The sequence below is a fragment of the Streptomyces sp. NPDC088747 genome (assembly GCF_044751025.1).
Lineage (GTDB): Bacteria > Actinomycetota > Actinomycetes > Streptomycetales > Streptomycetaceae > Streptomyces.
Window position 1 is genome coordinate 197,356 of sequence record NZ_JBIVKZ010000014.1, and the last position, 25,082, is coordinate 222,437.

20 protein-coding genes are annotated in these 25,082 nt (G+C 72.9%); 6 read left to right on the forward strand and 14 right to left on the reverse strand.

Going from position 1 to position 25,082, the window contains the following annotated elements:
• Nucleotides 1-91: 91 nt before the first annotated feature.
• Entirely contained in the window at nucleotides 92-1,192 is a 1,101-nt protein-coding gene (locus tag ACIP79_RS29570; RefSeq protein ID WP_401228143.1) for a pyridoxal-phosphate-dependent aminotransferase family protein, read from the reverse strand.
• A 220-nt stretch (nucleotides 1,193-1,412) separates the two neighbouring features.
• Here ACIP79_RS29570 and ACIP79_RS29575 point away from each other — a divergent pair, with 220 nt between their 5' ends.
• The 5 genes from ACIP79_RS29575 (at nucleotide 1,413) to ACIP79_RS29595 (ending at nucleotide 6,285) form a co-directional block, all read left to right on the forward strand.
• Nucleotides 1,413-2,348, forward strand: coding sequence for a basic amino acid ABC transporter substrate-binding protein (locus ACIP79_RS29575; RefSeq protein ID WP_401228007.1), 936 nt, complete (start codon nucleotides 1,413-1,415; stop codon nucleotides 2,346-2,348).
• A complete protein-coding gene (locus ACIP79_RS29580; RefSeq protein WP_383684789.1) occupies nucleotides 2,345-3,178 on the forward strand; it encodes an amino acid ABC transporter permease in 834 nt (277 codons plus the stop codon). Before ACIP79_RS29575 ends, ACIP79_RS29580 begins: the two co-directional genes overlap by 4 nt.
• Complete coding sequence (locus ACIP79_RS29585) at nucleotides 3,175-3,996, forward strand: amino acid ABC transporter ATP-binding protein (protein ID WP_401228009.1); 822 nt, start codon at nucleotides 3,175-3,177, stop codon at nucleotides 3,994-3,996. Before ACIP79_RS29580 ends, ACIP79_RS29585 begins: the two co-directional genes overlap by 4 nt.
• Nucleotides 3,997-4,024: 28 nt before the next feature.
• Complete coding sequence (locus ACIP79_RS29590) at nucleotides 4,025-5,116, forward strand: amidohydrolase family protein (RefSeq protein WP_401228145.1); 1,092 nt, start codon at nucleotides 4,025-4,027, stop codon at nucleotides 5,114-5,116.
• Between the two features lie 254 nt (nucleotides 5,117-5,370).
• Nucleotides 5,371-6,285, forward strand: coding sequence for an SCO1860 family LAETG-anchored protein (locus tag ACIP79_RS29595; RefSeq protein ID WP_401228010.1), 915 nt, complete (start codon nucleotides 5,371-5,373; stop codon nucleotides 6,283-6,285).
• A 111-nt stretch (nucleotides 6,286-6,396) separates the two neighbouring features.
• Here the strand turns inward: ACIP79_RS29595 and cobC are convergent, their stop codons facing one another.
• From cobC to cobM, 6 genes are all read right to left on the reverse strand, one after another.
• Nucleotides 6,397-7,488 (reverse strand): Rv2231c family pyridoxal phosphate-dependent protein CobC, encoded by a 1,092-nt coding sequence (gene cobC, locus ACIP79_RS29600; protein ID WP_401228012.1) that lies wholly within the window; start codon nucleotides 7,486-7,488, stop codon nucleotides 6,397-6,399.
• Nucleotides 7,466-8,404, reverse strand: coding sequence for a sirohydrochlorin chelatase (locus tag ACIP79_RS29605; RefSeq protein ID WP_401228013.1), 939 nt, complete (start codon nucleotides 8,402-8,404; stop codon nucleotides 7,466-7,468). The genes cobC and ACIP79_RS29605 overlap by 23 nt, the downstream gene beginning before the upstream one ends.
• The gene (locus tag ACIP79_RS29610) at nucleotides 8,401-9,009 is read right to left on the reverse strand and encodes a precorrin-8X methylmutase (protein ID WP_401228146.1); all 609 of its coding nucleotides are present in this window, start codon (nucleotides 9,007-9,009) and stop codon (nucleotides 8,401-8,403) included. Before ACIP79_RS29610 ends, ACIP79_RS29605 begins: the two co-directional genes overlap by 4 nt.
• Before the next feature lie 5 nt (nucleotides 9,010-9,014).
• Entirely contained in the window at nucleotides 9,015-10,742 is a 1,728-nt protein-coding gene (gene cobJ, locus ACIP79_RS29615; protein ID WP_401228015.1) for a precorrin-3B C(17)-methyltransferase, read from the reverse strand.
• Nucleotides 10,739-11,986 carry a precorrin-6y C5,15-methyltransferase (decarboxylating) subunit CbiE gene (cbiE, locus tag ACIP79_RS29620; protein WP_401228148.1) on the reverse strand — a complete coding sequence of 416 codons (1,248 nt, stop codon included), beginning with the start codon at nucleotides 11,984-11,986 and terminating at the stop codon, nucleotides 10,739-10,741. Before cbiE ends, cobJ begins: the two co-directional genes overlap by 4 nt.
• 362 nt (nucleotides 11,987-12,348) lie before the next feature.
• Nucleotides 12,349-13,185, reverse strand: coding sequence for a precorrin-4 C(11)-methyltransferase (gene cobM, locus ACIP79_RS29625; RefSeq protein WP_401228017.1), 837 nt, complete (start codon nucleotides 13,183-13,185; stop codon nucleotides 12,349-12,351).
• 213 nt (nucleotides 13,186-13,398) lie between these two features.
• Between cobM and ACIP79_RS29630 the strand changes: the two genes are divergently transcribed.
• On the forward strand, nucleotides 13,399-14,127 hold the full coding sequence (locus ACIP79_RS29630; RefSeq protein WP_401228019.1) for a ZIP family metal transporter: 729 nt from the start codon (nucleotides 13,399-13,401) through the stop codon (nucleotides 14,125-14,127).
• A gap of 26 nt (nucleotides 14,128-14,153) precedes the next feature.
• On the opposite strand, the gene cobI is transcribed toward ACIP79_RS29630, so the two are convergent.
• The 7 genes from cobI to ACIP79_RS29665 are packed head-to-tail and all read right to left on the reverse strand — an operon-like array spanning nucleotide 14,154 to nucleotide 25,034.
• A complete protein-coding gene (gene cobI, locus ACIP79_RS29635; protein WP_401228021.1) occupies nucleotides 14,154-14,885 on the reverse strand; it encodes a precorrin-2 C(20)-methyltransferase in 732 nt (243 codons plus the stop codon).
• The gene (locus ACIP79_RS29640) at nucleotides 14,882-16,321 is read right to left on the reverse strand and encodes a cobyrinate a,c-diamide synthase (RefSeq protein WP_401228023.1); all 1,440 of its coding nucleotides are present in this window, start codon (nucleotides 16,319-16,321) and stop codon (nucleotides 14,882-14,884) included. Before ACIP79_RS29640 ends, cobI begins: the two co-directional genes overlap by 4 nt.
• The gene (gene cobO / locus ACIP79_RS29645; protein WP_401228025.1) at nucleotides 16,315-16,914 is read right to left on the reverse strand and encodes a cob(I)yrinic acid a,c-diamide adenosyltransferase; all 600 of its coding nucleotides are present in this window, start codon (nucleotides 16,912-16,914) and stop codon (nucleotides 16,315-16,317) included. The genes ACIP79_RS29640 and cobO overlap by 7 nt, the downstream gene beginning before the upstream one ends.
• Nucleotides 16,914-18,938 (reverse strand): putative cobaltochelatase, encoded by a 2,025-nt coding sequence (locus tag ACIP79_RS29650; RefSeq protein ID WP_401228027.1) that lies wholly within the window; start codon nucleotides 18,936-18,938, stop codon nucleotides 16,914-16,916. Before ACIP79_RS29650 ends, cobO begins: the two co-directional genes overlap by 1 nt.
• Complete coding sequence (gene cobN / locus ACIP79_RS29655) at nucleotides 18,935-22,588, reverse strand: cobaltochelatase subunit CobN (RefSeq protein WP_401228028.1); 3,654 nt, start codon at nucleotides 22,586-22,588, stop codon at nucleotides 18,935-18,937. Before cobN ends, ACIP79_RS29650 begins: the two co-directional genes overlap by 4 nt.
• Nucleotides 22,585-24,093 carry a cobyric acid synthase gene (locus ACIP79_RS29660; RefSeq protein WP_401228030.1) on the reverse strand — a complete coding sequence of 503 codons (1,509 nt, stop codon included), beginning with the start codon at nucleotides 24,091-24,093 and terminating at the stop codon, nucleotides 22,585-22,587. Before ACIP79_RS29660 ends, cobN begins: the two co-directional genes overlap by 4 nt.
• Nucleotides 24,090-25,034: a cobalamin biosynthesis protein gene (locus ACIP79_RS29665; protein ID WP_401228032.1), complete on the reverse strand. Its 945-nt coding sequence runs from the start codon at nucleotides 25,032-25,034 to the stop codon at nucleotides 24,090-24,092. The genes ACIP79_RS29660 and ACIP79_RS29665 overlap by 4 nt, the downstream gene beginning before the upstream one ends.
• Between the last annotated feature and the right edge of the window lie 48 nt (nucleotides 25,035-25,082).

Below are 25,082 nucleotides of genomic sequence, written 5' to 3' on the forward strand. Positions count from 1 at the left end.
TGCGGCCTGTCCGGTATTTCCTGTCCGGTATTCGGGGACAGGAAATACCGGTGTCGCTTGAGCGTGATGTCGGAGCCTGCCGGAGCCCGGCTCACGCCCAGGCGCCGGCCACCGCCCGCCGTGCCGCCTCCAGGTCGACGCTCCGCCCCGCCTCGGCCAGCGCGGCACCGAGCGCCGCGAGGCTGGAGTGGACGACGCCCCGGGTAGCGTCCGGGCCGTAGTGGTTCACCCGGATCATCTCCGTCGCGAGCGCGCCCCCGCCCGCGACCAGCGGCAGCACCGGATCCGCGGCCAGGGCCTTGGCGACGAGCCCGGACGCGTCGACGCCGTGCGGAGTCCGCAGCGTCGTGGCCACGGGCGCCGCGTCGGCTGCCTCGTACACATACGGCTCAAGCCCTCCGCCCAGGGCCAGCGCCCCCGCCCGGGTGGCCGCGGCGGCAGAGGCGTGCCGTGCCATCACCGCGTCCAGTCCCTCGCCCTCGATCCGCTCGACACAGGCCTCCAGGGCCAGCATCTCCAGCTGCGCGGGCGCGTGCAGCAGCGCCTTGCGGCCGCCGTCGATCCACCGCTGCTTCCAGTCGAGGAGCGAGAGGTAGGACCGGCGCGGCGCCAGCGGGTTCGCCGCCATCCGTGCCCACGCCCGCTCGCTCACCGACACGGCCGACACGCCGGCGGGCCCGCCCATCGCCTTCTGCGCCCCGATCACGCACAGGTCGACACCCCAGGCGTCCGGCAGCACCGGCTCGGCGCCGATCGAGGCGACGGCGTCCAGATAGAAGAGGGCGCCGTGCTCCCGTACGACCTCGCCGATCTCCGCGACGGGGTTCGTGTTGCCCGTCGCCGCCTCCGCGTGCACCAGCGACACGAAGTCGATCGAGGGATGCTCGGCGAACGCGCGGCGCACCTGCTCGGCGGTGACCGCCGTGTGGAACGGCACCGACAGGTCGATCACCGTCGCCCCGCAGTCCCGCAGCCAGTCCCCGAAGGTCTGCCCGTACGGCCCGGTGATCACGTTGAGCGCGGTCGTGCCGGGCCCGGCCGTCCCGCGGATGGCCCCCTCCAGCGGCAGCAGCGCCTCGCCCTGCATGATCACGACGTCCTGCTCGGTGGAGAGCAGCCGCGCCACCCGGTCCTCGATCGCCGCGAAGTGCGCCGCGCCGAGCGGTGCCAGGTCAAGGAAGGGATGGGTCACGACGGTGCTCTCTTCGCTCACGGTGTCTAACGGGGCCCACGAGGGGCAATGAATCGGATGGGTCAGAGCGTAACCGCCACCGTCGCTCGGCCCCGGACCGGCGACTTCCGAGGCCGGACGGCTCGGTGACCATCGGATTGGTTTGAGTGAGTCAAACCTTTCCTTATAATCAGACCCTTCAGACCCTTCAGGCACACAGTCCCCCCACAGGAGGCCCCCCGTGAACCCCGTCCTCGGACGCCGATCCCGCATTCTTGCCGCCACCACCGCGACGGCCGGGCTGCTGCTCGTGGCCGGCTGCTCCTCGGACGACGGGGGCTCGACCACCGTCAAGGGCGTCAAGCTCGTCAAGGGCGGACAGCTCACCACCTGCACCCACCTGCCGTACCCGCCCTTCCAGTCGGAGATCGACGGCAAGGTGCAGGGCTTCGACGTCTCGCTCATCGACCTGGTCGCCAAGGACCTCGGCGTGAAGCAGGAGTTCATCGACACCCCCTTCGAGAACTTCAAGACCGGCGCGTTCCTCAACTCCGGCGAGTGCGACCTAGCCGCGGCCGGCATGACGATCACCGAGGAGCGCAAGAAGAACGTCGACTTCTCGGACCCCTACTTCGAGGCGACGCAGGCCGTCCTGGTCGACAAGAAGAGCGGCATCACCTCCTTCGCGGACCTCAAGGGCAAGAAGGTCGGCACCCAGGCCCAGACGACCGGCGAGGACTACGCCAAGGGCCAGGGCATCGACCCCGTCTCCTTCGAGTCCTCCGACGCGGTCCTCAACGGCCTGCGCACCGGCCAGGTCCAGGCCGTCGTCATCGACTACCCGGTCGTCCAGGGCTGGCTGAAGGACAAGGCCAACGCGGACGCCTTCGAGGTCGCCGACAACATCAACACCGGTGAGGAGTACGGCTTCACGGTGAAGAAGGGCAACACCGAGCTCCTCGCCGCCGTCAACAAGGCGATCACCGCCGCGAAGGCCGACGGCACGTACAGGACGCTGTACGAGAAGTGGATCGGCCCCTACGAGGAGTCCGCGGCCTCCGCCTCGCCGTCGGCCTCGGCGTCCTCCTCACCGTCCGGCTCGGGCGCCTCCACGCCGTCCGACTCCGCCACCCCGACAGACGCCGCTTCGGCGTCCGTCTCCGCGTCCGCCTCATGAGTGGTGCCGACACCCGACTCCAGCCCCGCCGAAGCGGCCTGACCCGGCGTCAGAAGCGCGCGCTGTCACGCGGTGTGCAGTACGTCGTGTTCGTCGCGGCCGTGATCGCCTTCGCGTTCACGGCCGACTGGGGACGGCTGAAGAACCAGTTCGCCCAGTGGGACCTGGTCACGCAGATGTTCCCGGACGTCATCACGCTGGCGCTCAAGAACACCGTCCTCTACACGATGTCCGGCTTCGTCTTCGGCCTCGTGCTCGGCATGGTCGTCGCCCTGATGCGGCTGTCCTCGGTCGGCCCCTACCGCTGGGTCGCCGGCATCTACATCGAGATCTTCCGGGGCCTGCCCGCCCTGCTGATCTTCGTCTTCGTGGGCGTCGCCGTGCCGCTCGCCTTCCCGGGCACCGAGATCCCCGGCGGCACCTACGGCAAGGTGGCGCTGGCCCTCGGCCTGGTCTCGGCCGCGTACATGGCCGAGACGATCCGCGCGGGCATCCAGGCGGTGCCCAAGGGGCAGATGGAGGCGGCCCGTTCACTGGGCTTCTCGCACGGCCGGGCCATGGTCTCCATCGTCATCCCGCAGGCGTTCCGCATCGTGATCCCGCCGCTCACCAACGAACTCGTCCTCCTCTTCAAGGACTCCTCGCTGGTGCTGTTCCTCGGCGTCACGCTGGAGGAGCGCGAACTCACCAAGTTCGGGCGCGACCTGGCGAGCCAGACCGCCAACTCCACGCCGATCCTGGTCGCGGGCCTGTGCTACCTGCTGGTCACGATCCCGCTCGGCTTCGTCGTACGCCGCCTTGAGGCGAAGGCCGGGGAGGCCACCAAGTGAGCAGCACACCGGAGATCCAGGTCAAGGACCTGCACAAGTCCTTCGGCGACAACGAGGTACTGCGCGGCATCGACCTGGAGGTCGGCACCGGCGAGGTCGTGTGTGTCATCGGCCCGTCCGGCTCCGGCAAGTCCACGCTGCTGCGCTGCGTGAACCTGCTGGAGGAGCCGTCCAAGGGCGAGGTCTTCGTCGGCGGTACGGAGGTCACGCACCCCGACGTCGACATCGACGCCGTGCGCCGCCGTATCGGCATGGTCTTCCAGCAGTTCAACCTCTTCCCGCACCTGTCGGTCACCGACAACCTCACGCTGCCGCAGCGCCGCGTGCTGGGGCGGGACAAGGCCGAGGCCGCCCGGATCGCCGCGGAGAACCTGCGCCGGGTGGGTCTGTCCGAGAAGGCCGACGCGTACCCCTCCTCCCTCTCGGGCGGCCAGCAGCAGCGCGTCGCGATCGCCCGCGCGCTGGCCATGGGCCCCGAGGTGATGCTCTTCGACGAGCCGACCTCCGCGCTGGACCCCGAACTCGTCGGCGACGTCCTCGCGGTCATGCGGATGCTCGCCGACGAGGGCATGACGATGATGGTCGTCACTCATGAGATGAGCTTCGCGCGCGAGGTCGCCGACCGCGTCGTCTTCATGGACGGCGGAGTGATCGTCGAGGAGGGCGCCCCCGCCCAGGTCATCGGCGCCCCGAGCCACGAGCGCACCCGCCACTTCCTGTCCCGCCTGCTGGACCCCGCGATGGCGGACGTGCGGGAGACGGACACGCCCGCCGACCTCTCGGACCGGCCGGGCAAGGAGGAGACGGGCCCCAACTAAGGTGCGGTCCATGAGCGATCCCGAGGTGCTGAGCGATCCCACCGTGCTGCACGTGAAGGGCCGGGTGCTGGCGGGCCCCGACGACATCCGCGACGAGCTGTGGGTCGTCGGTGGCCGGATCTCCTACGAGCGTCCCGCCGGCGCCCGTGACGTCCGCACCGTCGAGGGCTGGGCGCTGCCCGGCCTCGTCGACGCGCACTGCCACGTCGGCCTCGGCACCCACGGCCCGGTCCCCGAGGACGTCGCCGAGAAGCAGGCGCTGACCGACCGCGAGGCGGGCACCCTGCTGCTCCGGGACGCCGGTTCGCCCTCCGACACCCGCTGGACCGACGACCGCGAGGACCTCCCGAAGATCATCCGGGCCGGCCGCCACATCGCGCGCACCCGCCGCTACATCCGCAACTTTGCCCACGAGATCGAGCCGGAGGACCTCGTCGCGTACGTCGCCCAGGAGGCCCGGCGCGGCGACGGCTGGGTCAAGCTGGTGGGCGACTGGATCGACCGCGGCACCGGCGACCTGAGCGCCTGCTGGCCCCGGGACGCCGTGGAGGCCGCGATCGCCGAGGCCCACCGCCTCGGCGCCCGTGTCACCGCGCACTGCTTCGCCGAGGACTCCCTGCGGGACCTCGTCGAGGCGGGCATCGACTGCGTCGAGCACGCGACGGGCCTGACCGAGGACACCATCCCGCTGTTCGCCGAGCACGGGGTCGCGATCGTGCCGACCCTGGTCAACATCGCGACCTTCCCGCGCCTCGCCGACGGCGGCGAGGCGAAGTTCCCCCAATGGTCCGCGCACATGCGGCGGTTGTACGAACGCCGCTACGACACCGTGCGCGCCGCCTACGACGCCGGGATCCCCGTCTACGTCGGCACCGACGCGGGTGGCTCCCTGGCGCACGGCCTTGTCGCGGGGGAGGTGGCGGAGCTCGTCCGGGCCGGCATTCCGCCCGTGGAGGCGCTGTCCGCCACCACCTGGGGCGCGCGGCGCTGGCTGGGCCGCCCCGGCCTCGACGAGGGGGCACCCGCGGACCTCGTGGTGTACGAGGGGGACCCGCGGGCGGACGTACGGGTGCTCGCCGATCCGCGCCGGGTGGTGCTGAACGGGCGGATCGTCTCCTGAGGACCGGTATTGACAGGGCGTGACGTGACGGCTCGCCGACTCGTTGTCCCCCTCTCGCGCGCCCGCCGCCCGCCGGCGCGCCGGTCCTGGCGGGGCTGTCCGGGTGACGTCGTGGAACACCCGTGCCTGGTGATTCGAATGCGCTGACGAAACTGCCACGTTGGAGTGAAGTCACCCAGGATCGCTCACGGTTCACTCTCCGTGCGTAATTCTGACGGGGTCCCAAGCATGTCTCTTACGAGGGGTCCCCCACCTTGAACAGCTACAACTTCCGCATGCCCGCACGCCGTTGTGCCGCCGTCGCCGCGGTCACCGTCCTCGCCGCCGGTCCCGCGGCGCTGGCCGGAGCGGTGTCCGCGCACGCGACAGACGACACGGCCGAGGAGGGCCGCGCGAGCGCCGTCGTCCTGCGCACCGGGCTCGACGTGTCCCTGCTCAACAAGACGGTGAACGTCCCGCTCGCCGTCGCGCTCAACGAGGTTCAGGCGCCCCGGTCCGCCGAGAGGACCGCGCTCACCGCCCGGCTGGACGGCGTCGACGGCGGAAAGCCGTTCAGTGTGCTCGGGGCGGAGGTCGCCACCGCGAAGGCGACGGTGTCCCCGACGAAGGCCGAGGGGTCCACCGAGCTCGCGCACGCGAAGGTCCATGTCCCCGGGCTTCCGCTGCTCTCCCTCATCGAGGTCGAGTCGGTCACGTCGAAGGCGACCTGCGAGGCGGGCAGAAAGCCGGTGGCGAGCTCGAACGTACTGGGCGCCGTCACGGTGCTCGGCAAGAAGGTGACCCTGTCCGCCGGCGGCCCGACCGTGGTGAACGTGCCCGCCGTCGGAGAGGTCCGCCTCGACCTCTCCAAGACGGAGACCACCTCCCGCACGGCCGCCGCGACCGCTCTCGAACTCAAGGTCTCCATCAACCCGTTGAAGCTGAACGTGGCCGAGGTGGCGGGCACGCTGACCCTGGCCGGCGCGACCTGCGAGGCACCGCAGGCCCCCGCCGCCCCCGCGAACCCCGAGGCACCGGTGGCGGACGTCGAGCCGCAGGGCGCGCCCGCGGAGGCCGGGCTCGCCGAGACCGGGGGCGGGTCGACGACGCCGTACGTCGTGGGCTCGGCGGTCGTACTCCTCGCCGCGGGCGGCGGAGCGATGCTCCTGGGCCGACGCAACCGAGGCTGAAATCCTTTCAGCCCGTCCGGCGTCTGAGGACGAGCGCGAAGCGCGACAGCGGGGGTCTGGGGGCGCAGCCCCCAGGAACGGGACGGGAAGGGGCGGAGGGGGCGAAAACCCTCACCCCCCGGCCCCCGTCACCGCCCGGTCCAGCGCCTGGAGGAACCGGTTGACCGTCACCCGGTCCCGGACGGCGATCCGTATCCACTCCTCGTCGAGCCCGGGAAACGTGTCCCCCCGCCGCACCGCGAACCCCAGCCCCCGCAACAGCCGCCGCACAGCGGCCCCCCGCTCCACCCGAACCAGCACGAACGGCCCCTCCGCCGGCTCGACCACCCGCAACCCGTCCGACTCGAACTCCCTGAGCCCGGCCACCAGATGGGCCCGGTCCGCCGCGACCCGGTGAGCCGCGTGGGCGGCCTCGGCGAGAGCCCCCGGCGTCATGCACGCGGACGCCGCGGCGAGCGCGGGCGTGGACACCGGCCACAGCGGCTGGGCGCGTTCCAGCTCGCCGATCGTGCCGGGGGACGCGAGGACGTAGCCGATCCGCAGCCCGGCCAGCCCCCAGGTCTTGGTGAGGCTGCGCAGCACGACGAGACCGGGCACGTCCGTCCGCCCGGCGAGCGCCTCGCGCTCGTCGGGCACGGCGTCCATGAACGCCTCGTCGACGACCAACGTCCGCCCCGGCCTTGCGAGTTCGCCGAGAACGCCGGCCGGATGCAGCACGGACGTCGGGTTGGTCGGATTCCCGACCACGACGAGGTCGGCGTCCTCGGGAACGGCCTCCGGATCGAGCCGGAAACCGTCCGCCTCGCGGAGCAGGACCCGGCCCACCGAGTGCCCGGCGTCCCGCAGCGCCGCCTCCGGCTCGGTGAACTGCGGGTGCACGACCACGGGCCGGCGCACCTTCAGGGCACGGGCCAGCAGCACGAAGGCCTCGGCGGCACCGGCCGTGAGCAGCACCCGCTCGACGGGCAGCCCGTGCCGCGCCGCCACCGCGGCCCGCGCCTCCCGCCCGTCGGGATAGGCGGCGAGCCCCGTCAGCGACGCGGCGATCCGCTCGCGCAGCCAGGGCGGAGGCGTGTCGGCGCGGACGTTCACGGCGAGGTCGGTGAGCTCCGCGCCGGCGTCGCGCACCTCGGCGTCCCCGTGGTGGCGCAGATCGTGTCCGTCGCCGCCGGGCGCGCCCTCAGTGTGCGTGGGAGTGGGCATGGCCGTCATGGTGGTGTCCGTGGTGTCCGTGGGGGTGGTCACCGTCGTCGTCCGGATGGAAGTGCGGCTGCTGGGGCAGGCCGACCTTGTCCTCGAAGCCGGGCAGGGCGATGCGGTAGACGCAGGAGTCGCAGTTCATCCGCAGGTCCCCCCGTACGGCCTCGTGGTAGCGCTCCATGACCAGGTCGAGCAACTCCGGCTCGGGGCCGATGACATCGGCGGAGCGCACCTCGACCTCGGGGTGCGCGGCGGACCAGCCCTCGGTCTGCCGGCGCACCCGGTCCGGGAGGATGCCGGTGAAGAGGAAGTAGGGCAGGACGACGATCCGGCGCGCCCCCAGCTTCACACAACGGTCCAGCCCGGACGGCACGTCGGGCGCGGCCAGCGACACGAACGCCGTCTCGACCCCCGCGTAGCCCCGGCCCTCCCAGAGCAGCCGCGCCGCCTTCAGCACCTCGGCGTTGGCGTCCGGATCGGTGGAGCCGCGGCCCACCAGCAGCACGGTCACGTCGGCCCGGTCCTGAGGGGTGCGAACGGTGGAGCCGAGAGCCTCGTCGAGCCGCCGCTCAAGGACGGCGAGGAGCGAGGGATGCGGGCCCAGCGGACGCCCGTAGGTGTACGAGATCCCGGGGTGCCGCTCCTTCTCGCGGGACAGCGCCGCCGGGATGTCGCCCTTGGCGTGCCCGGCGGAGACCAGCATCAGCGGTACGGCGGCGAAACGGCGTACCCCCTGCTCGACCAGCTCGGTCACGGCGTCGCCCAGCGGCGGCGGGGACAGCTCGATGAAGCCGCCCGCGACGGGCAGTCCCGGGTGCCGGAGCCCCAACTCCCGGACGAAGTCACGGAAGGCCTCGGCTCCGGCCTCGTCCCGGGTACCGTGTCCGGCGATCAGCAGGGCGGGGGGCGGGGTGGTCACGATTTCTCCTCAGAAACGGAAACAGGCTGGTACAGAAGGGCGTTGAGCGCCGCCGCGGCGACCGCGGAGCCGCCCTTCTCGGACACGTTGCTGACCGCGGGCAGCCCGCTCTCGCGCAACGCGGCCTTGGACTCGGCCGCGCCGACGAAACCGACGGGCAGACCGATGACGAGCACCGGATCGGCGTCCAGGGTCAGCAGTTCCTCCAGGGCGGTCGGCGCGCAGCCGATCACCCAGAGGGCGCCGGGCCCGACCTCCTCGTACGCGAGCCGGACCGCGTGCGCCGAACGGGTCAGCCCCGGACCGGACCTGGCGTCCCGGAGACGGCAGACCGTGTCGCGGCGGGTGATGCCCGCGGCGACCATCTCGACGTCGACGACGACGGGCGCCCCGGCGTGCAGCGCGGCGTGCGCTCGCTCCAGGGCGAGTTCGTCGGTGACGAGGTCGTTCGCGTACTCCAGGTCGGCCGCGGAGTGGATGACCCGCTCCACCACCGCCCGTGTCAGCGGCGGGAAGTGCGAGGTGTCCAGGCGAGATCTCAGCCGCCGGAAGGACTCCCGCTCGATCGGGTGCACCACCCGGGACCCGGGCAACACCTGGCTCACTTCGCTCACTTGGGCTCCTCCTGCCAGCGGTAGCCGCGCGGCGTCACCATACGGCCGGCGATCTCACGGGTCGCCGTGTTGCCCACGGTCACCACGGTCATCATGTCCACCGTCGCCGGGTCGAGTCCCGAGAGGGTGGTGAGACGGCTGGACTCGTCGGGGCGGGAGGCGTTGCGTACGACACCCACCGGCGTCGTCGGCTCCCGGTGTCCGGCGAGGATCGTCAGCGCCTTCGGGAGCTGCCAGTCGCGGCCCCGGCTGCGCGGGTTGTAGAACGTCACGACGAGGTCGGCCTCGGCCGCCGCCCGGACCCGCCGCTCGATGACCTCCCACGGCGTGTGCAGGTCGGAGAGGCTGATCGACACGTGGTCGTGCCCGAGCGGCGCGCCCAGGATCGCGCCGGCGGCGAGCGCGGCGGTCACGCCCGGCACCCCGACCACGTCGATGTCGTCGGACGCCTCGGCCAGCGCGGGCGACGCCATCGCGTACACGCCCGCGTCCCCGCTGCCGATCAGCGCGACGGCCCGCCCCCGCCGGGCCTCCGCGACCGCGGTGCGCGCCCGTTCCTCCTCGGCGCCGAGCCCCGATTCCAGGACCCGGGTGCCGGGCCGCAGCAGATCGCGGATCTGGTCGACGTACTGGTCGAGCCCGACGAGTACGGACGCCCGCCGCAACTCCGCCTTCGCGCGTGGCGTCAGCAGATCGCGCGCGCCGGGGCCGAGGCCGACCACCGCGAGCCGGCCGCGCGCGACCCGGCGTACCACCGCGCAGGTCGCCATCGCCGGCTGCCCGTCGGCGCGCACCGACTTCCGCTTGGGGACGAGGAGTTCACCGCCGCGGACCAGCGCCGCGGCCTCGGCGACGGAGGGGGTGCCGACGGCGGCGAGCGGTGCGCCGGACGGGTTCGGCACGTCGATCCGCGCCAACTCCTCGGCGCTGTACGTCACCACGGGCACCCCGAGCCGCTCGGCGGCCTCGACGATGCCGGGTTCGGCCGCCTTCGCGTCGACGGTGGCGAGCTCGGCGACGGACTTCACGGACAGCCCGGCGTCCCGGAGGGCGTCCTCGACGAGTCCGAGGACCTCCTCGACGGGGGCGCCCCTGGAGGCGCCGACACCGACGACCAGGGAGGGCGGACGCAGCACCACGTTGCGGTCGGCGGGCGGGACGAGGCGGTCGGTGATCCGGATCGCGTGCACGCCCTCCCGCGCGACCGGCAGCGGCGGCAACGGCCACGCCAACTCGGCGTGCAGGGCGACGGGTTCACCGTCGAGCAGCGCCCGGGTGACCCCGGCGACATCGCCCTCCACGGGGAAGCCGAGCGTGTCGAGCCCCGGGATCCCCACCGCGTCGGTCGCCGTGGTCACCACCGGTTCGGCGCCGAGCAACTCACCCACCTCCCGGGCGAGTTCATTGGCGCCCCCGGCGTGGCCCCCGACCAGCGACACGGCGAACCGTCCCGCCTCGTCGACGCACACGACCCCCGGGTCGGACGCCTTGTCGGCCAGCAGCGGCGCGATCAGCCGCACCACCGCCCCGGTGGCGAGGAAACACACCACCTGGTCGCACTCGGCGAACGCCCGCCGCAAGGCGTCCCCCACGGACCCTCCCGACTCCCCGGCCTCCCCCGAGCGGGGGGACCCCTCGTACACCCGCGCACGCGTGGGCCAGGCCGCGGCGAGCCGGTCACGGGCAGCCGCGCCCGCCGCCGTGGCGGAAATCAGGCCGATCACTGGGGGACTCCTTCGGTACGCGCCGGGGGCCGGACGCCCCACAGCAGAAAGACGGGATTGGTGGCCGAGAGCCGGTCGACGCCACCGGGCAGCGGTGCGAGGCGGGACGACTGGAGCAGCACGCCCTCGCAGGTGAACCCGGCACCGGTCAGAGCGTCCCGCGCCGCGGGCACCCGGTCGAGCGCGGCCATGGCGACGACGACGGCCCGCCCGGCCCGCCGCGCGCAGGCCGTGACGATGGCGGGCAGTTCGCGCCCTCCGCCGCCGATGAAGACCGCGTCCGGATCGTCCAGGTCGGACAGCACGGTCGGCGCGGCGCCGTGCACCACCCGTACGTCCACGCCGTGCGCCTCGGCGTTGGCGCGGACGCGCTCGCAGCCGTCCAGCGTCTTCTCGACGGCGATCACGGCGGCGCCGAACCGCGCGCACTCCACGGCGACGGACCCGGAGCCCGCCCCGATGTCCCAGACCAGCTCGCCGAGCCGCGGTCCGAGCCGGGCCAGCGCCAGCGCCCTCACCTCGAACTTGCTGATCATCGAGTCGCGATGGGCGAACTCCCGCTCGTCCAGGGCCCACTGGGCGGGCCCGGCGGACGGTCCGGCGACGGTCCGGGCGGGAGCGACGGCGTGTGACTCGTCCAGGCACAGGACGACGTTCACCGCCGTACCCCAGTCACGGGCCGCGGCCTCGGCGGGAGTGACCCGCTCCACGCGCTCCTGTCCGTCCTCGCCCAGGGCGCTCGCGACGACGAGGACACGCTCGCGGGCGCGGTAGGCCAGCGCGGCGCCCAGCTCGGCGGGGCCCGCGCCCGGCCCGGTCAGCACCGCCACCTTCGGCTGGGACAGACAGACGTTGACGGCCGTACGCAGCTCGCGGCCGTGGGCGCTGACCACCACCGCGTCGTCCCAGGGCAGCCCGATCCGCGCGAAGGCGGTGGCGACCGAGGAGACGCCGGGCCTGACGTCCAGCCGCTCGGTGCCGAAACGTTTGGCCAGGGCCCGCACGATCCCGAAGAACCCGGGATCACCGGAGGCGAGCACGACGACCCGGCCCCCCTTGTCCACACACCGCTCGATCACGTCGAGCGCGGGCGCCAACGCACCGAGCACGACCTGCTCCGCCCCCTCCGCCGAACACACCCGAGCCAGATGCCGCCGAGCCCCAACAACAAGCTCGGCCCCCGCGACGGCAACCACCGCCTCGGACGACAACGCCGCGCCCGTCCCCGTCCCAAAGACGACGATCCCCCCGGCCCCCCGACCGGCTCCCGCACCGGTACCCCCCCGCGCTCGCCCAACGGCGCCCGAGCCCCCTCCCACGGGGGTGCTCCCACCCGCTTCCGCGACGGTACTGCCGCGCTCGCGCGCGGGGGCGGCCCGGCTGGTCCCGGCGTCCGCGCCTGCGGTAGGTGTCTTTTCCGCGTCCGCGGAGTTGGTCCCGCCCGCGTGTGTGGCGGTGTTTCCTCGCGCTCGTCCGACGGCGGCACCGCCGGCGCCCCCTCCCGCGGCAGGGGTCCCTCCCGCCCCCGCGGAGGTGGTCCCGCAGGCCCCCGGCCCGTGCCTGTCGGCGGCGCCGGCCATGTCGGCCCCGCCGGCCGTGTCCGTCGTCACGACGGGGTGTCCTGTCGGGCGGCGCGGCGTTCCGCGCGCAGTTCGGCTCGTGCTCGGGGGTCGGCCTTGCGGAACTCGTGGAAGTGGCCGGGGTGGTAGAGGTGTGAGCGGGTGCCGCTCGCGTCCAGGGCGGGGCCGACCAGGAAGAGGGTGTGCTTCCAGAGTTTGTGCTCCTTGACGGTCTCCTCCAGGGTCTCGATCGTGCAGCGGACGAGCAGTTCCTCCGGCCAGGTCACCTGGTAGGCCACCACGACCGGCGTGGACGTCGGATAGCCGCCCTCGAGCAGCTCCTGCACCAGCTGCCCGCTGCGCGCCGCCGACAGGAAGAGCGCCATCGTCGTCCCGTGCCGGGCGAACTCCCGTACCTCCTCGCCCGGCGGCATCGGCGTCTTGCCGCCGCCGAGCCGGGTCAGGATCACGGACTGCGCCACCTCGGGGATCGTCAGCTCGCGCTGCGCGAGCGCGGCCACCGCGGAGAAGGACGAGACGCCGGGAATGATCTCCGTCTCGACCCCGAGACCGGCGCACCGGTCGAGCTGCTCCTGCGTACCGCCCCACAGCGCCGGGTCGCCGGAGTGGATCCGGGCCACCTTCAGCCCCTCCTCGGCGGCCCGCTCGTACACGGCCACCACGTCCTCAAGCGACATCGTCGCCGAGTCCAGGATCTCCGCGCCCTCCCGCGCGTGGCCGAGCACCTCCGCCTGCACCAGGCTGGCCGCCCAGATCACCACGTCGGCCTCGGCGATGGCGCGCGCGGCGCGGAACGTCAGCAGGTCGGCGGCGCCGGGGCCGGCACCGACGATCGTCACCTTGCCGGCGGGGGCATCGGCCATGGGATGGGTCCTCTCCTACGGAACACGCGGAACACGTGGGACGTGCGGGACGTGCGGAACATTCGGAACGTGCGAAATCGTGCGGAACATCTGTGCGTACGAGGGGTTCATGCGCTCGGACGCGTCGTGCGGGCGGTACGAAACTCAGGGCTTCCACGCGGACACGGGGCCGTGGAGGTGCGTGAACGGCGGTTGATCGGATAGCAAGGGCCTATGGCGGTCCTCGTAGCGCTCGGCGCGTTCCTGATGACGCTGGCCGGCGGCTGGACGGCACAGCGGGTGACCGACCGCCGCCATCTGGTGCTCGGCCTGGCCGGCGGCCTGATGCTCGGCGTGGTCGGCCTCGACCTGCTGCCGGAGGCGTTGGGCGCGGCGGGCCAGGAGGTCTTCGGCGTACCGGCCGCGCTGCTGCTCTTCGTGGCCGGGTTCCTGCTGGCCCACCTGGTCGAACGCCTGCTGGCGGCACGGCAGGCGGCGCACGGCGGCGAGGAGAACGACGGCCGCGCGCCCCAGGTGGGCCTGACGGCCGCCGGCGCGATGGTCGGCCACAGCGCGATGGACGGCGTGGCGATCGGCGCGGCCTTCCAGGTCGGCGGCGGCATGGGCCTGGCCGTCGCTCTCGCGGTCATCGCGCACGACTTCGCGGACGGCTTCAACACGTACACGATCACGAGCCTGTACGGGAACGACCGCCGCAAGGCGATCATGATGCTCGTCGCCGACGCCGCGGCCCCCGTGGCCGGCGCCGCCTCGACGCTCTTCGTCACCATCCCGGAGCAACTGCTCGGCTGCTATCTCGGCCTCTTCGGCGGCGTGCTCCTCTACCTCGCCGCCGCCGAGATCCTCCCCGAGGCACACCACGAACACCCCGCCCGCTCGACCCTGCTGTGCACGGTCGCGGGCGCGGGTTTCATCTGGCTGGTGGTGGGCCTCGCGGGCTGACGTCCCGGGCTCCGACGCTCCGGGTCTCACAGTTTCCCGCCGCGCCCGCCCTCGCGCCGCGCGGGCGCGATGAGCGTGGAGAGGTAGGGCAGCGGCCCGTCGAGGAGCTCGGCGGCGGGCCGGATCGACTCGCTCTCAAGACCGAGCGCCGAGCCCCACACGGCGTCGTCGAGCCGCCCGGTCTCGCGCAGCGCCTCCGCGACCTCCGCGGCCTGCCGCCCGAACTTGTACGCGACGACGGTGCCCGGACCGTTCAGGGCGTCCTTGAGGACGGTCGTCCCGGCCGTCACCGGCACGAGGGTGAGCGGCTCGGTCCCCTCGGCGAGCACGGCTCCCGACCGCGCCGCGAGATCCTGCATGGCGGTGATCCCGGGCACGCTCTCCACGACGGTCCCCGGCACGAGCTCCGAGACGGTCTGCGCGAGATAGGTGAAGGTGGAGTACACGTTGGGGTCGCCGATGGTGGCGAAGGCGATGACGGCGTGCGCGCGCAGCAGCCCGGCAACCCGCTCCCCGGCCGCGTCCCAGGCGGCCTCCCGCCGCCCCCGGTCGGTCCGCTCGTTCAGCGCGAACACGATCCGTACGACCTTCTCCGCGGGCACGTAGTGCAGGACGGTCGCCTCGGCGCGGCCCCGCTCGCCGGTGTCCATGACGGGCACCACGACGACCTCGGCGGCCCGCAGGGCATTGACCCCCTTGACGGTCACCAGCTCCGGGTCACCGGGCCCGACGCCGACTCCGATCAGCTTGCTGCTCATGACGTCAGGCACCTCTCCACGAACCGACGGGCGACACCGGGCTCGGACGCCCAGTGCGTGTGCAGATAACTCGCGTGCACACCGTGTTGTACGAAACCTTCGACCCGTTTGCGAGGGGTGCGCACACCCCAGGCGGGAGCCGTCCCGGCGCCGGGCTCGACGACCGTCCGGTGGAACTCGTGCCCGCGCATCCGGGTCCCGGCCACCGCGAGCACACTGTCCGACAGGGCGACCGCGTCCCGGTATCCGAGGGTCAGCCGCTCGTCCATACGGGCCTTGGCGTCGATGACCCCGCACATGGGCTGCCCGTCCAACTCGCGCGCCAGATAAAGCAGTCCGGCGCACTCGGCGGCTACCGGCGCACCGCTCTCGACGAGCGCCGAGACCGCCTTCCGCAACGGCTCGTTGGCCGACAGCTCGGGCGCGTACACCTCGGGAAACCCGCCCCCGATGACCAGCCCGCCCACACCCGGGGGCAGTTGCTCATCACGGAGAGGATCGAAGACGACGACCTCGGCCCCGGCGGCGGCGAGCAACTCGGCATGCTCGGCGTACGAGAAGGTGAAAGCGGCCCCCCCGGCAACGGCGACACGTTTCAGCCCGTCCGGCGTTTGAGGACGAGCCCTTCGGGCGACCGGGGGTTCGGGGGCGGAGCCCCCGAGTTCGGGAACGGGAAGGGGCGGAGGGGGCGAGGAACCCACCACCTCGGCCGCGTCCCAAGCGGCACCCGGCAACGCCGGAGCACTCCGCGCCAGCGCGAGCAGAGCCTCCAGATCACACCCTTCCCGCACCTGCGAGGCCATCGCCGCGACCGCCTCGACCGCGTCCGCCCGCCGCTCGGCGACCGGCACGAGACCCAGATGCCGCGAAGGCGTGTCCACCTGCGGAGCCCGCCGCAGCACCCCGAGCACCGGCACCCCCGACTCGTCGAGCGCCTCCCGCAGCATGCCCTCGTGCCGTACGGACCCCACCTTGTTGAGGATCACCCCGGCCACCCGCACCTCGGGATCCCAGGAGACGAACCCGTGCACCAGCGCGGCCACGGACCGGGACTGGGAAGAGGCGTCGACGACGAGCACCACGGGCGCCCGCAGCAACTTCGCCACCTGGGCGGTGGAGGCCAGCTCCCCTTCGCCGGCGGCCCCGTCGTACAGCCCCATCACCCCCTCGACGACAGCGAGTTCGCATCCCCGGGCCCCGTGCCCGAACAACGGCGCGATCAGCTCCGTACCGCACAGGTACGCGTCCAGATTCCGTCCCACCCGCCCGGTGGCGAGCGCGTGATATCCGGGATCGATGTAGTCGGGCCCGACCTTGTGCGCGGACACGGCGAGCCCCCGCGCGGCGAACGCGGCCATCAACCCCGTGGCGACGGTGGTCTTGCCGCTGCCCGAGGAGGGCGCGGCGACGACCAGCCGGGGAACGGAGATCACCACTCGATGCCCCTCTGGCCCTTCTGCCCCGCGTCCATCGGATGCTTGACCTTGGACATGTCGGTCACCAGGTCGGCCAACTCCACCAGCTTCTCCGGGGCGTTGCGGCCGGTGATCACCACATGCTGGGTGCCGGGCCGGTCCCGCAGCACGGCGACGACCTCCTCGACGTCGACCCAACCCCAGTGCATGGGATAGGCGAACTCGTCCAGCACGTACAGCTGGTACGTCTCGGCGGCCAGGTCCCGCTTGACCTGCTCCCACCCCTCGCGGGCCTTCTCCTCGTTGTCCATCTGGGAGTCGCGCTGCACCCAGGACCAGCCCTCGCCCATCTTGTGCCAGTCGACGGAGCCGCCCTCACCGCTGGCGCCGAGCACCCGCAGCGCGCTCTCCTCGCCGACCTTCCACTTCGCCGACTTGACGAACTGGAACACCCCGATCGGCCATCCCTGGTTCCAGGCCCGCAGAGCGAGCCCGAACGCGGCCGTCGACTTGCCCTTGCCGACTCCGGTGTGCACGACGACAAGTGGCCGGTTCCGCCGCTGACGTGTCGTCAGCCCGTCGTCCGGTACGACACTCGGCTGCCCCTGCGGCACTACGCGGCCCTCCTGTTGTCGCCCTGCACGTCCCTGACCAGACCGGCGATGGAATCGGCCCGCAACTCCTGGAGGGTCACCGCGGTACCCCCGAGCTCCACGGCGAGCTGTCCGGCCAGACCCAGCCGCACCGCCCCCGCCTCGCAGTCCACGACCACGGACGCCACCGAGCCGGCCGCGAACAGCCGTGCCGCCCGCCCGGCGAGCGCCACCGGCTCGGGACCACCGGTGGCCCGGCCGTCGGTCACCACCACGATCAGCGGCCGGCGCGCCGCGTCCCGCAGCCGCTCCACCCGCAGGACGTCGTGCGCCTTCAACAGCCCGGCCGCGAGCGGCGTCCGGCCGCCCGTGGGCAGCGACTCCAGCCGCGCGGCGGCGGCGTCCACCGAGGAGGTGGGCGGCAGCGCGACCTCGGCCGCGGCCCCGCGGAAGGTCACCAGACCCACCTTGTCCCGCCGCTGGTAGGCGTCGAGCAGCAGCGACAGCACCGCGCCCTTCACGGCACTCATCCGCTGCCGCGCCGCCATCGAACCGGAGGCGTCCACCACGAAGAGCACGAGGTTCCCCTCACGCCCCTCCCGGGTCGCCTGCCGCAGATCGTCCCGCCGTACGACGAGACCGCGCCCCGACCGCCCGCGCGCCCGCTGATGCGGAGCCGCCGCCTGGATGGTCGCCGCGAGATGCAGCTTGGTGAGCGCCCCCTGGGGCCGCCGCGATCCGGTCGTGCGCCCGTGCTCGGTCCGCGCCCGCGAACGCCGCCCGGCCGCACCCTCACCGAGTCCGGGCACGCTCAGCACCTTCGTACGGAAGGGCTCCGCGGCCCGTACGGGGGACTGCTCGCTGCCGCCCCGCGAGCCCGGAGCCCGGCCCTCCTCGGAGGGCTCGCCCTGCGCCGGAACCTCACCGGCGGGGGAGTCGTCGCCGGGAGAGTCACCGTCCGGCCCGTCCTGCGGAGGCCGCCCGCCGCCACCGGGTCCGTCCGGATCCGGATCGTCGTCCTCGCCGTCGCCCCGGCCGCCGAACTGCTCCAGCGTCTCGTCGAGCTTGTCCTCGTCGAGCCCCGGCGCGTCGAAGGGATTGCGCCGCCGCCGGTGCGGCAGCGCGAGCAGCGCCGCCTGCCGCACGTCCTCCGCGAGCACCTCGGTCCGCCCGTCCCACGCGGCCAGCGCGGTCGCCGTCCGCGCCATCACGATGTCGGCGCGCATGCCGTCCACCTCGAAGGCCGCACAGGTCGCCGCGATCTGCCGCAGCGCCCCGTCCCCGAGCCGTACCGAGGGCAACAGCGCACGCGCCGCCACGATCCGCGCCCGTACGGCCGCCTCCTCGTCCGCCCACCGCGCCGCGAAGCCCTCCGGATCGTCGTCGTACGCGAGCCTCCTGCGCACCACCTCGACCCGCTGGTCGGGCTCCCGGGAGGCGGCGACCTCGACGGTCAGCCCGAACCTGTCGAGCAACTGCGGCCGCAGTTCCCCCTCTTCGGGGTTCATCGTCCCCACGAGCAGGAAACGGGCGGCATGCCGTACGGAGACGCCCTCGCGCTCGACGTAGGAGGCGCCCATCGCCGCCGCGTCAAGGAGCAGGTCGACCAGGTGGTCGTGGAGCAGGTTGACCTCGTCGACGTACAGGATCCCGCGGTGCGCGTCGGCCAGCAGGCCGGGCTCGAACGCCTTGACCCCCTCCGCGAGCGCCCGCTCGATGTCGAGGGCGCCCACCAGCCGGTCCTCGGAGGCACCGACGGGCAGTTCGACCATCCTGGCCGGACGCGTCGTCCCCGGACCGACCTCGTGCGGCCCGTCCGGGCAGGCGGGGTCGGGGGAGGCCGGCGCGCACGAGAACCGGCAGCCGGCGACGACATCCACCTCGGGCACGAGAGCCGAAAGGGCGCGTACGGCCGTGGACTTGGCCGTCCCCTTCTCGCCGCGCACGAGCACACCGCCCACGGCGGGCGACACGGCGTTCAGCAGCAGCGCGAGCCGCAGGTCGTCCTGGCCGACAACGGCCGTGAACGGAAAGGGAGTACTCACTGGTCGTCGCCCTCCAAGTCGCCTTCGAGCTCCAGATAGGTGGAACGCAGCCGCTCCAGCGTCTCCGCGTCCGGCTCGGCCCACAGCCCCCGGTCGGCGGCCTCCAGGAGCCGTTCGGTGATCCCGCGCAGCGCCCAGGGGTTGGACTTCTTCATGAAGTCCTGGTTCTCCGGGTCGAAGACGTACTCCGCGCTGAGCTTCTCGTACATCCAGTCGTCCACGACCCCGGCCGTCGCGTCGTACCCGAAGAGGTAGTCGACGGTCGCCGCCATCTCGAAGGCGCCCTTGTAGCCGTGCCGCCGCATCGCCGCCATCCAGCGGGGGTTGACGACCCGGGCGCGGAACACCCGGTGCGTCTCCTCGCCCAGCGTCCGCGTCTTGACCTGGTCGGGCACGGCGGAGTCGCCGACGTACGCCTCGGGGCTGGTGCCCGTCAGATGGCGCACCATGGCCACCATCCCGCCGTGGTACTGGAAGTAGTCGTCCGCGTCCACGAGGTCGTGCTCGCGGGTGTCGACGTTCTTGGCGGCGACCGCGATCCGCTTGAAGGCGGTCTCCATGTCGCCGCGCGCCGCCCGCCCGTCGAGCCCGCGCCCGTACGCGTAACCGCCCCACACCGCGTACACCTCGGCCAGGTCGGCGTCCGAGCGCCAGTTCCGTGCGTCGATGAGCGGGAGCAGCCCCGCCCCGTACGCACCCGGCTTCGACCCGAAGATACGAGCCGTCGCGCGCCGCCTGTCACCGTGCTCGGCGGTGTCCTCGTCGGCGTGCCTGCGCACGTAGTTGGCCTCGGCGGGCTCGTCCAGCTCCGCCACCGCCCGCACCGCGTCGTCGATGAGACCGACCACGTGCGGGAACGCGTCCCGGAAGAACCCGGAGATACGGACCGTGACGTCGATGCGCGGCCGGCCCAGTTCCGCCAGCCCCACGATCTCGAAGCCGGTCACGCGCCTCGACGCGTCGTCCCACACCGGGCGGCAGCCCAGCAGCGCGAGGATCTCCGCGATGTCGTCGCCCTGGGTGCGCATGGCGGAGGTTCCCCAGACCGTCAGGCCGACGGAGGTCGGGTACGCGCCGGTGTCGGTCAGATACCGCTGGATAAGCGAGTCGGCGAGCGCCTGTCCGACCTCCCAACTCAGCCTGGACGGGATCGCCTTGGGGTCGACCGAGTAGAAGTTGCGGCCGGTCGGCAGGACGTTGACCAGTCCGCGCGTCGGCGATCCGGACGGGCCCGCCGGGACGAAACCGCCGTCGAGTGCCTTCAGGATGTGGTCGATCTCGTCCGTCGTCCTCGCCAGTCGCGGCACGACCTCGTCGCAGGCGAACTCCACCACCGCGATGGCGGACGGGAGTTCGACGCCGAGGACCTCACGTACGAGGGCGGCGCTCTCGGCCGTCACCCAGCCGCGCTCCTCCATGCCCTCGGCGATCCGCCGGCACAGGCGCTCAAGGAGGTCGATGGCGTCGGCGCCGGTCCGCGCGGGTCCCTCGACGAGTTCCGTCAGTTCCACCGGCACCTTCACCGGCGCGCCGGGCTCGCCGAGCAACTCCTTCTCGACCAGGCCGAAATGCTCGGCGAGGCAGGCCCGCAGACCGGGCAGCGCGTTCGCCTTGCCGCCCCACACCTGCGAGGCCCGCAGCACCGCCAGCACCAGGTTGACCCGCGGCTCGGCCTCCGGACCGCCGCCGAGGATGTGCAGGCCGTCCCGGATCTGCACGTCCTTGATCTCGCACAGATAGCCGTCGATGTGCATGACGAAGGAGTCGAAGTCGCCGTCGTCCGGCTGGTCGTCGACATGCAGGTCGTGGTGCAGCTCGGCCGCCTTGACCAGCGTCCAGATCTGGGCGCGCACCGCCGGGGCCTTCGTCGGGTCCAGGTCGGACACGAGCGCGTACTCGTCGAGGAGCTGCTCCAGCTTCGCCAGATCGCCGTAGGTGTCCGCACGCGCCATCGGCGGCACGAGGTGGTCGACGACCGTGGCGTGCCCGCGCCGCTTGGCCTGGGTGCCCTCGCCGGGGTCGTTGACGATGAAGGGGTAGATGAGGGGGAGTTCACCGAGCACGGCGTCGGGCGCGCAGCCGCCGCTGAGGCCGAGTCCCTTGCCGGGCAGCCATTCCATCGTGCCGTGCTTGCCCATGTGCACGACGGCGTCGGCGCCGAAGGAGTTCTCCAGCCACCGGTAGGCCGCCATGTAGTGGTGCGACGGCGGCATGTCCGGGTCGTGGTAGATCGCGATCGGGTTCTCGCCGAAGCCGCGCGGCGGCTGGATCATCACGACGACGTTCCCGAACCGGAGGGAGGCCAGCACGATGTCGTCCCCGTCGAGGTACAGGTTGCCCGGCGGCTCGCCCCAGGCCTCCAGCATGCCGTTGCGCAGCCCGGGGTCGAGCTTGTCGAACCAGGCCCGGTAGTCCGCCAGCGGTACGCGGGCGGGAGCGGACGCCAACTGCTCCTCGGTCAGCCACTCGACGTCGTGGCCGCCCGCCGCGATGAGCCGGTGGATCAACTCGTCGCCGTTGTCGGGGTATTCGGTCAGGGAGTACCCGGCGCCCCGCAGCGCGTCGAGCACCCGGACCGCGGAGGCGGGCGTGTCGAGACCCACCGCGTTCCCGACCCGGGAGTGCTTGGTCGGGTAGGCGGTGAAGACCAGCGCGAGCTTCTTCTCGGCGTTCGGCTTGTGCCTCAACCGGGCGTGACGCACGGCGATCCCGGCGACGCGCGCGGCCCGCTCGGGGTCGGCGACATAGACCGGGACGTCGTCCGGGCCCTGCTCCTTGAAGGAAAACGGCACGGTGACGATCCGCCCGTCGAACTCCGGGATCGCGACCTGCATCGCCGCGTCCATGGGGGACAGTGCGGCGTCCGACGCCTCCCAGGCGGCATGCGAGGAGGTGAGGCAGAGCCCTTGCAGGACGGGGATGTCGAGATCGGCGAGCGCGCCGATGTCCCAGGCCTCCTCGTCACCGCCTGCGGAGGCCTCCGAGGCGTGCGTGCCGCCGGCCGCGAGCACGGTGGCAACCAGCGTGTCAGCCCTGGCGAGGATCTCGTACAGTCCCGCTTCGGCGTCACGCAGCGAACCGCAGTACACGGGAAGGGCGTTGGCCTCCCGCGCCTCTATCGCGTCGCACAGCGTGTCCACGAAGGCGGTGTTGCCGGACAGTTCGTGCGCCCGGTAGAAGAGCACGCCGATCGTCGGACGCCCCTCCACGAACGGACGCTCGCCGTGGATGCCGTACGCGGCCGTCCGCCGCGGTTCCTCGAAGCCCTCGCCGGTGAGCAGCACGGTGTCGGAGAGGAAGCGGGCCAGCTCGGCCAGGTTCTGTGGGCCGCCCTCGACGAGATAACGCAGCGCCTCGGCGACCACCCCGGCGGGCACGGACGACTCGGCCATCAACTCCGCGTCGGGGACGGCCTCCCCGCCGAGCAGCACGGTCGGCACACCGGACGCCTTCAGGAAGGCGAGCCCGTCCTCCCAGGCACGCTTCCCGCCGAGGAGCCGTACGACGGCGACGTCCGCGCCCGCGACGAGCGCGGGGAGTTCGGCGGCGACGTCCACCCGGGTCGGATTGCCGATCCGGTACGCGGTGCCGGAGGCCCGGGCCGCCAGCAGATCCGTGTCGGCGGTCGACAACAACAACACTGTGCTCATGCGGGCGCTCCCGGTGGAATGAAAGGCAGTCCTGACGGCGCGCCCGACTCGATGAGCCGCAACAGCGCGTCCGTATCCGCGTGTTCCTCGATCAGATCGCCGAGCAGGTCCAACTGCTCCTCGCGCAGTGCCGCGAACGACGTGTCGGCGGCCGGTACGAAACGACGGCCCGCGGCGGCCGCCACCTCGCGCAGGAAGGCGCGCCGGAACCCGTCCGACTCCAGCGAGCCGTGCCAGTGCGTGCCCCACACCTCGCCGACCCGGCAGCCGTCCAGAAAGGGGGTGCCGCCGGTGACCTCGGCGACGCCGTGATGGATCTCGTATCCCTCGACGGGTTCGCCGAGCGCCTCGCCCACGGGCCGCGCGAGCGTCTTCTCCCGCGCGAACCGCACCCGCACGGGCAGCAGTCCGAGCCCGTCGACGTGCCCGGCCCGTGACTCGACCTCGTCCTCGATGTGCTCGCCGAGGAGCTGGTAGCCGCCGCAGACGCCGAGCACCGGCCGCCCCTCGGCGGCCCGGCGCGCGATCGCGTCCGCGAGGCCGCGTTCCCGCAGCCACTGGAGCGCCTTCACCGTCCCCCGGGTGCCGGGGACGATGACGAGGTCCGCGTCGGTCAGTTCCTCCGCCCGGTCCACGAACCGCACGACGACACCGGGTTCGGCGGCCAGCGCGTCCACGTCCGTGAAGTTGGACATGAGCGGGACGGCGCAGACGGCGACGCGCAGCACGTCCTCGCCGGCCGGCGCCGTGACCACGGACTCCCGGACCGCGCCCCTGAGGGAGACCCGCAGTCCGTCCTCCTCGTCGATGCCGAGGCCGTGCCGGAAGGGCAGCACACCGTAACTGGGCCGCCCGGTGAGGCCGTTGAGCATGTCGAGGCCAGGCTCCAGCAGGGAGACATCGCCGCGGAACTTGTTCACCAGGAACCCGGCGACGAGTTCCTGGTCCTCGCGGGAGAGCAGCGCGACGGTCCCGAAGAAGGACGCGAACACGCCGCCGCGGTCGATGTCGCCGACGACGAGCACGGGCAGCCGCGCGTTGCGCGCGATCCCCATGTTCACGATGTCGGTCCGCCGCAGATTGATCTCGGCGGGACTGCCCGCCCCCTCACAGATCACCGCGTCATACGTGCCCCGCAATTCGGCGAGACACTCCAGCACCGTCCCGAGCAGAGCCTCCTGCCGGCCGCCGTGGTACCCGCGGGCGCTCATCTCGCCCACCGGCCTGCCCATCAGCACGACCTGACTGCTCCGGTCGCCGCCCGGCTTGAGCAGCACGGGGTTCATCAGCGCGGTGGGCTCCACCCGGGCGGCCTGCGCCTGCATGGCCTGCGCCCGCCCGATCTCGGCGCCCTCCCGCGTCACGAACGAGTTCAGTGACATGTTCTGCGCCTTGAAGGGCGCGACCTTGACGCCCTGGCGCACCAGCCAGCGGCAGATCCCGGCGGTCACGACGCTCTTGCCCGCGTCGGAGGTGGTACCGGCGATCAGCAGTCCGCCGCTCATGAGTTGCCTCCCCGTCGCCTCAGCAGCACTCCCGCGGCACACACGCCGAACGCGAGCCAACTCACCCGCCGGGACAGCCGTACGGCCCGCTCGATGTCGCCGACCGCGACGGCCCGGCCCGCCCCGTTCAGGACCGGCCGGTGCTCGACCCTTCCCCCGTACGCGAGGGTTCCGCCGAGCCGCACGCCGAGCGACCCCGCGAACGAGGCCTCCACCGGGCCGGCGTTGGGGCTCGGGTGCCGGTCCGCGTCGGCGCGCCAGGCACGCAGGGCGCCGCGCGGATCGCTTCCGGCGGCGGCCGCGAGGAGCGCGGTGAGCCGCGCTCCGGGCCAGCCCGCGAGGTCGTCGAGCCGCGCGGACGCCCAGCCGTAGCGCCGGTATCTGGTGGACCTGTGCCCGACCATCGCGTCCAGGGTGTTGACGGCCCGGAACCCGACAAGACCGGGCACGCCGGCCACCGCACCCCACACCAGAGCCCCCACCACGGCGTCGGAGGTGTTCTCGGCGACCGACTCGACGACCGCCCGCGCGATCCCGTCGGCGTCGAGCGCCTGCGGATCCCGGCCGCACAGATGCGGCAGCCGCTCCCTGGCCACCTCGACGTCACCGGCCGCGAGCGCGCCGCCGATCGCCCGCGCCTCCCGGCCGAGGGAGGTTCCGCCGACGACGGCCCAAGTGGCGGCCGCGGTCAGCGTGATGGAGGCGGTACGGGATTGGCGTACGGAACGGGCGGCGAGCGCCGCGAGCCCGGCGGCACCGCCGGCGCACACGGCCGTGTGCAGCGCGCCCCAGCCGCGGTGGTCCCGCCAGAGCACCCGCTCCACGGCACCCGCGGCCCGCCCGAAAGCGGCGACCGGATGCCCCCGGCGGGGATCGCCGAGCAGCAGGTCACCGAGTAGGCCGGCGGCGGCGCCGTACGCGAAGACGCGATCGGCACGCATGGGTTCAGCCGACCGTCAGGTCGGGCACAGCCGTCTTTCGCAGGTCAA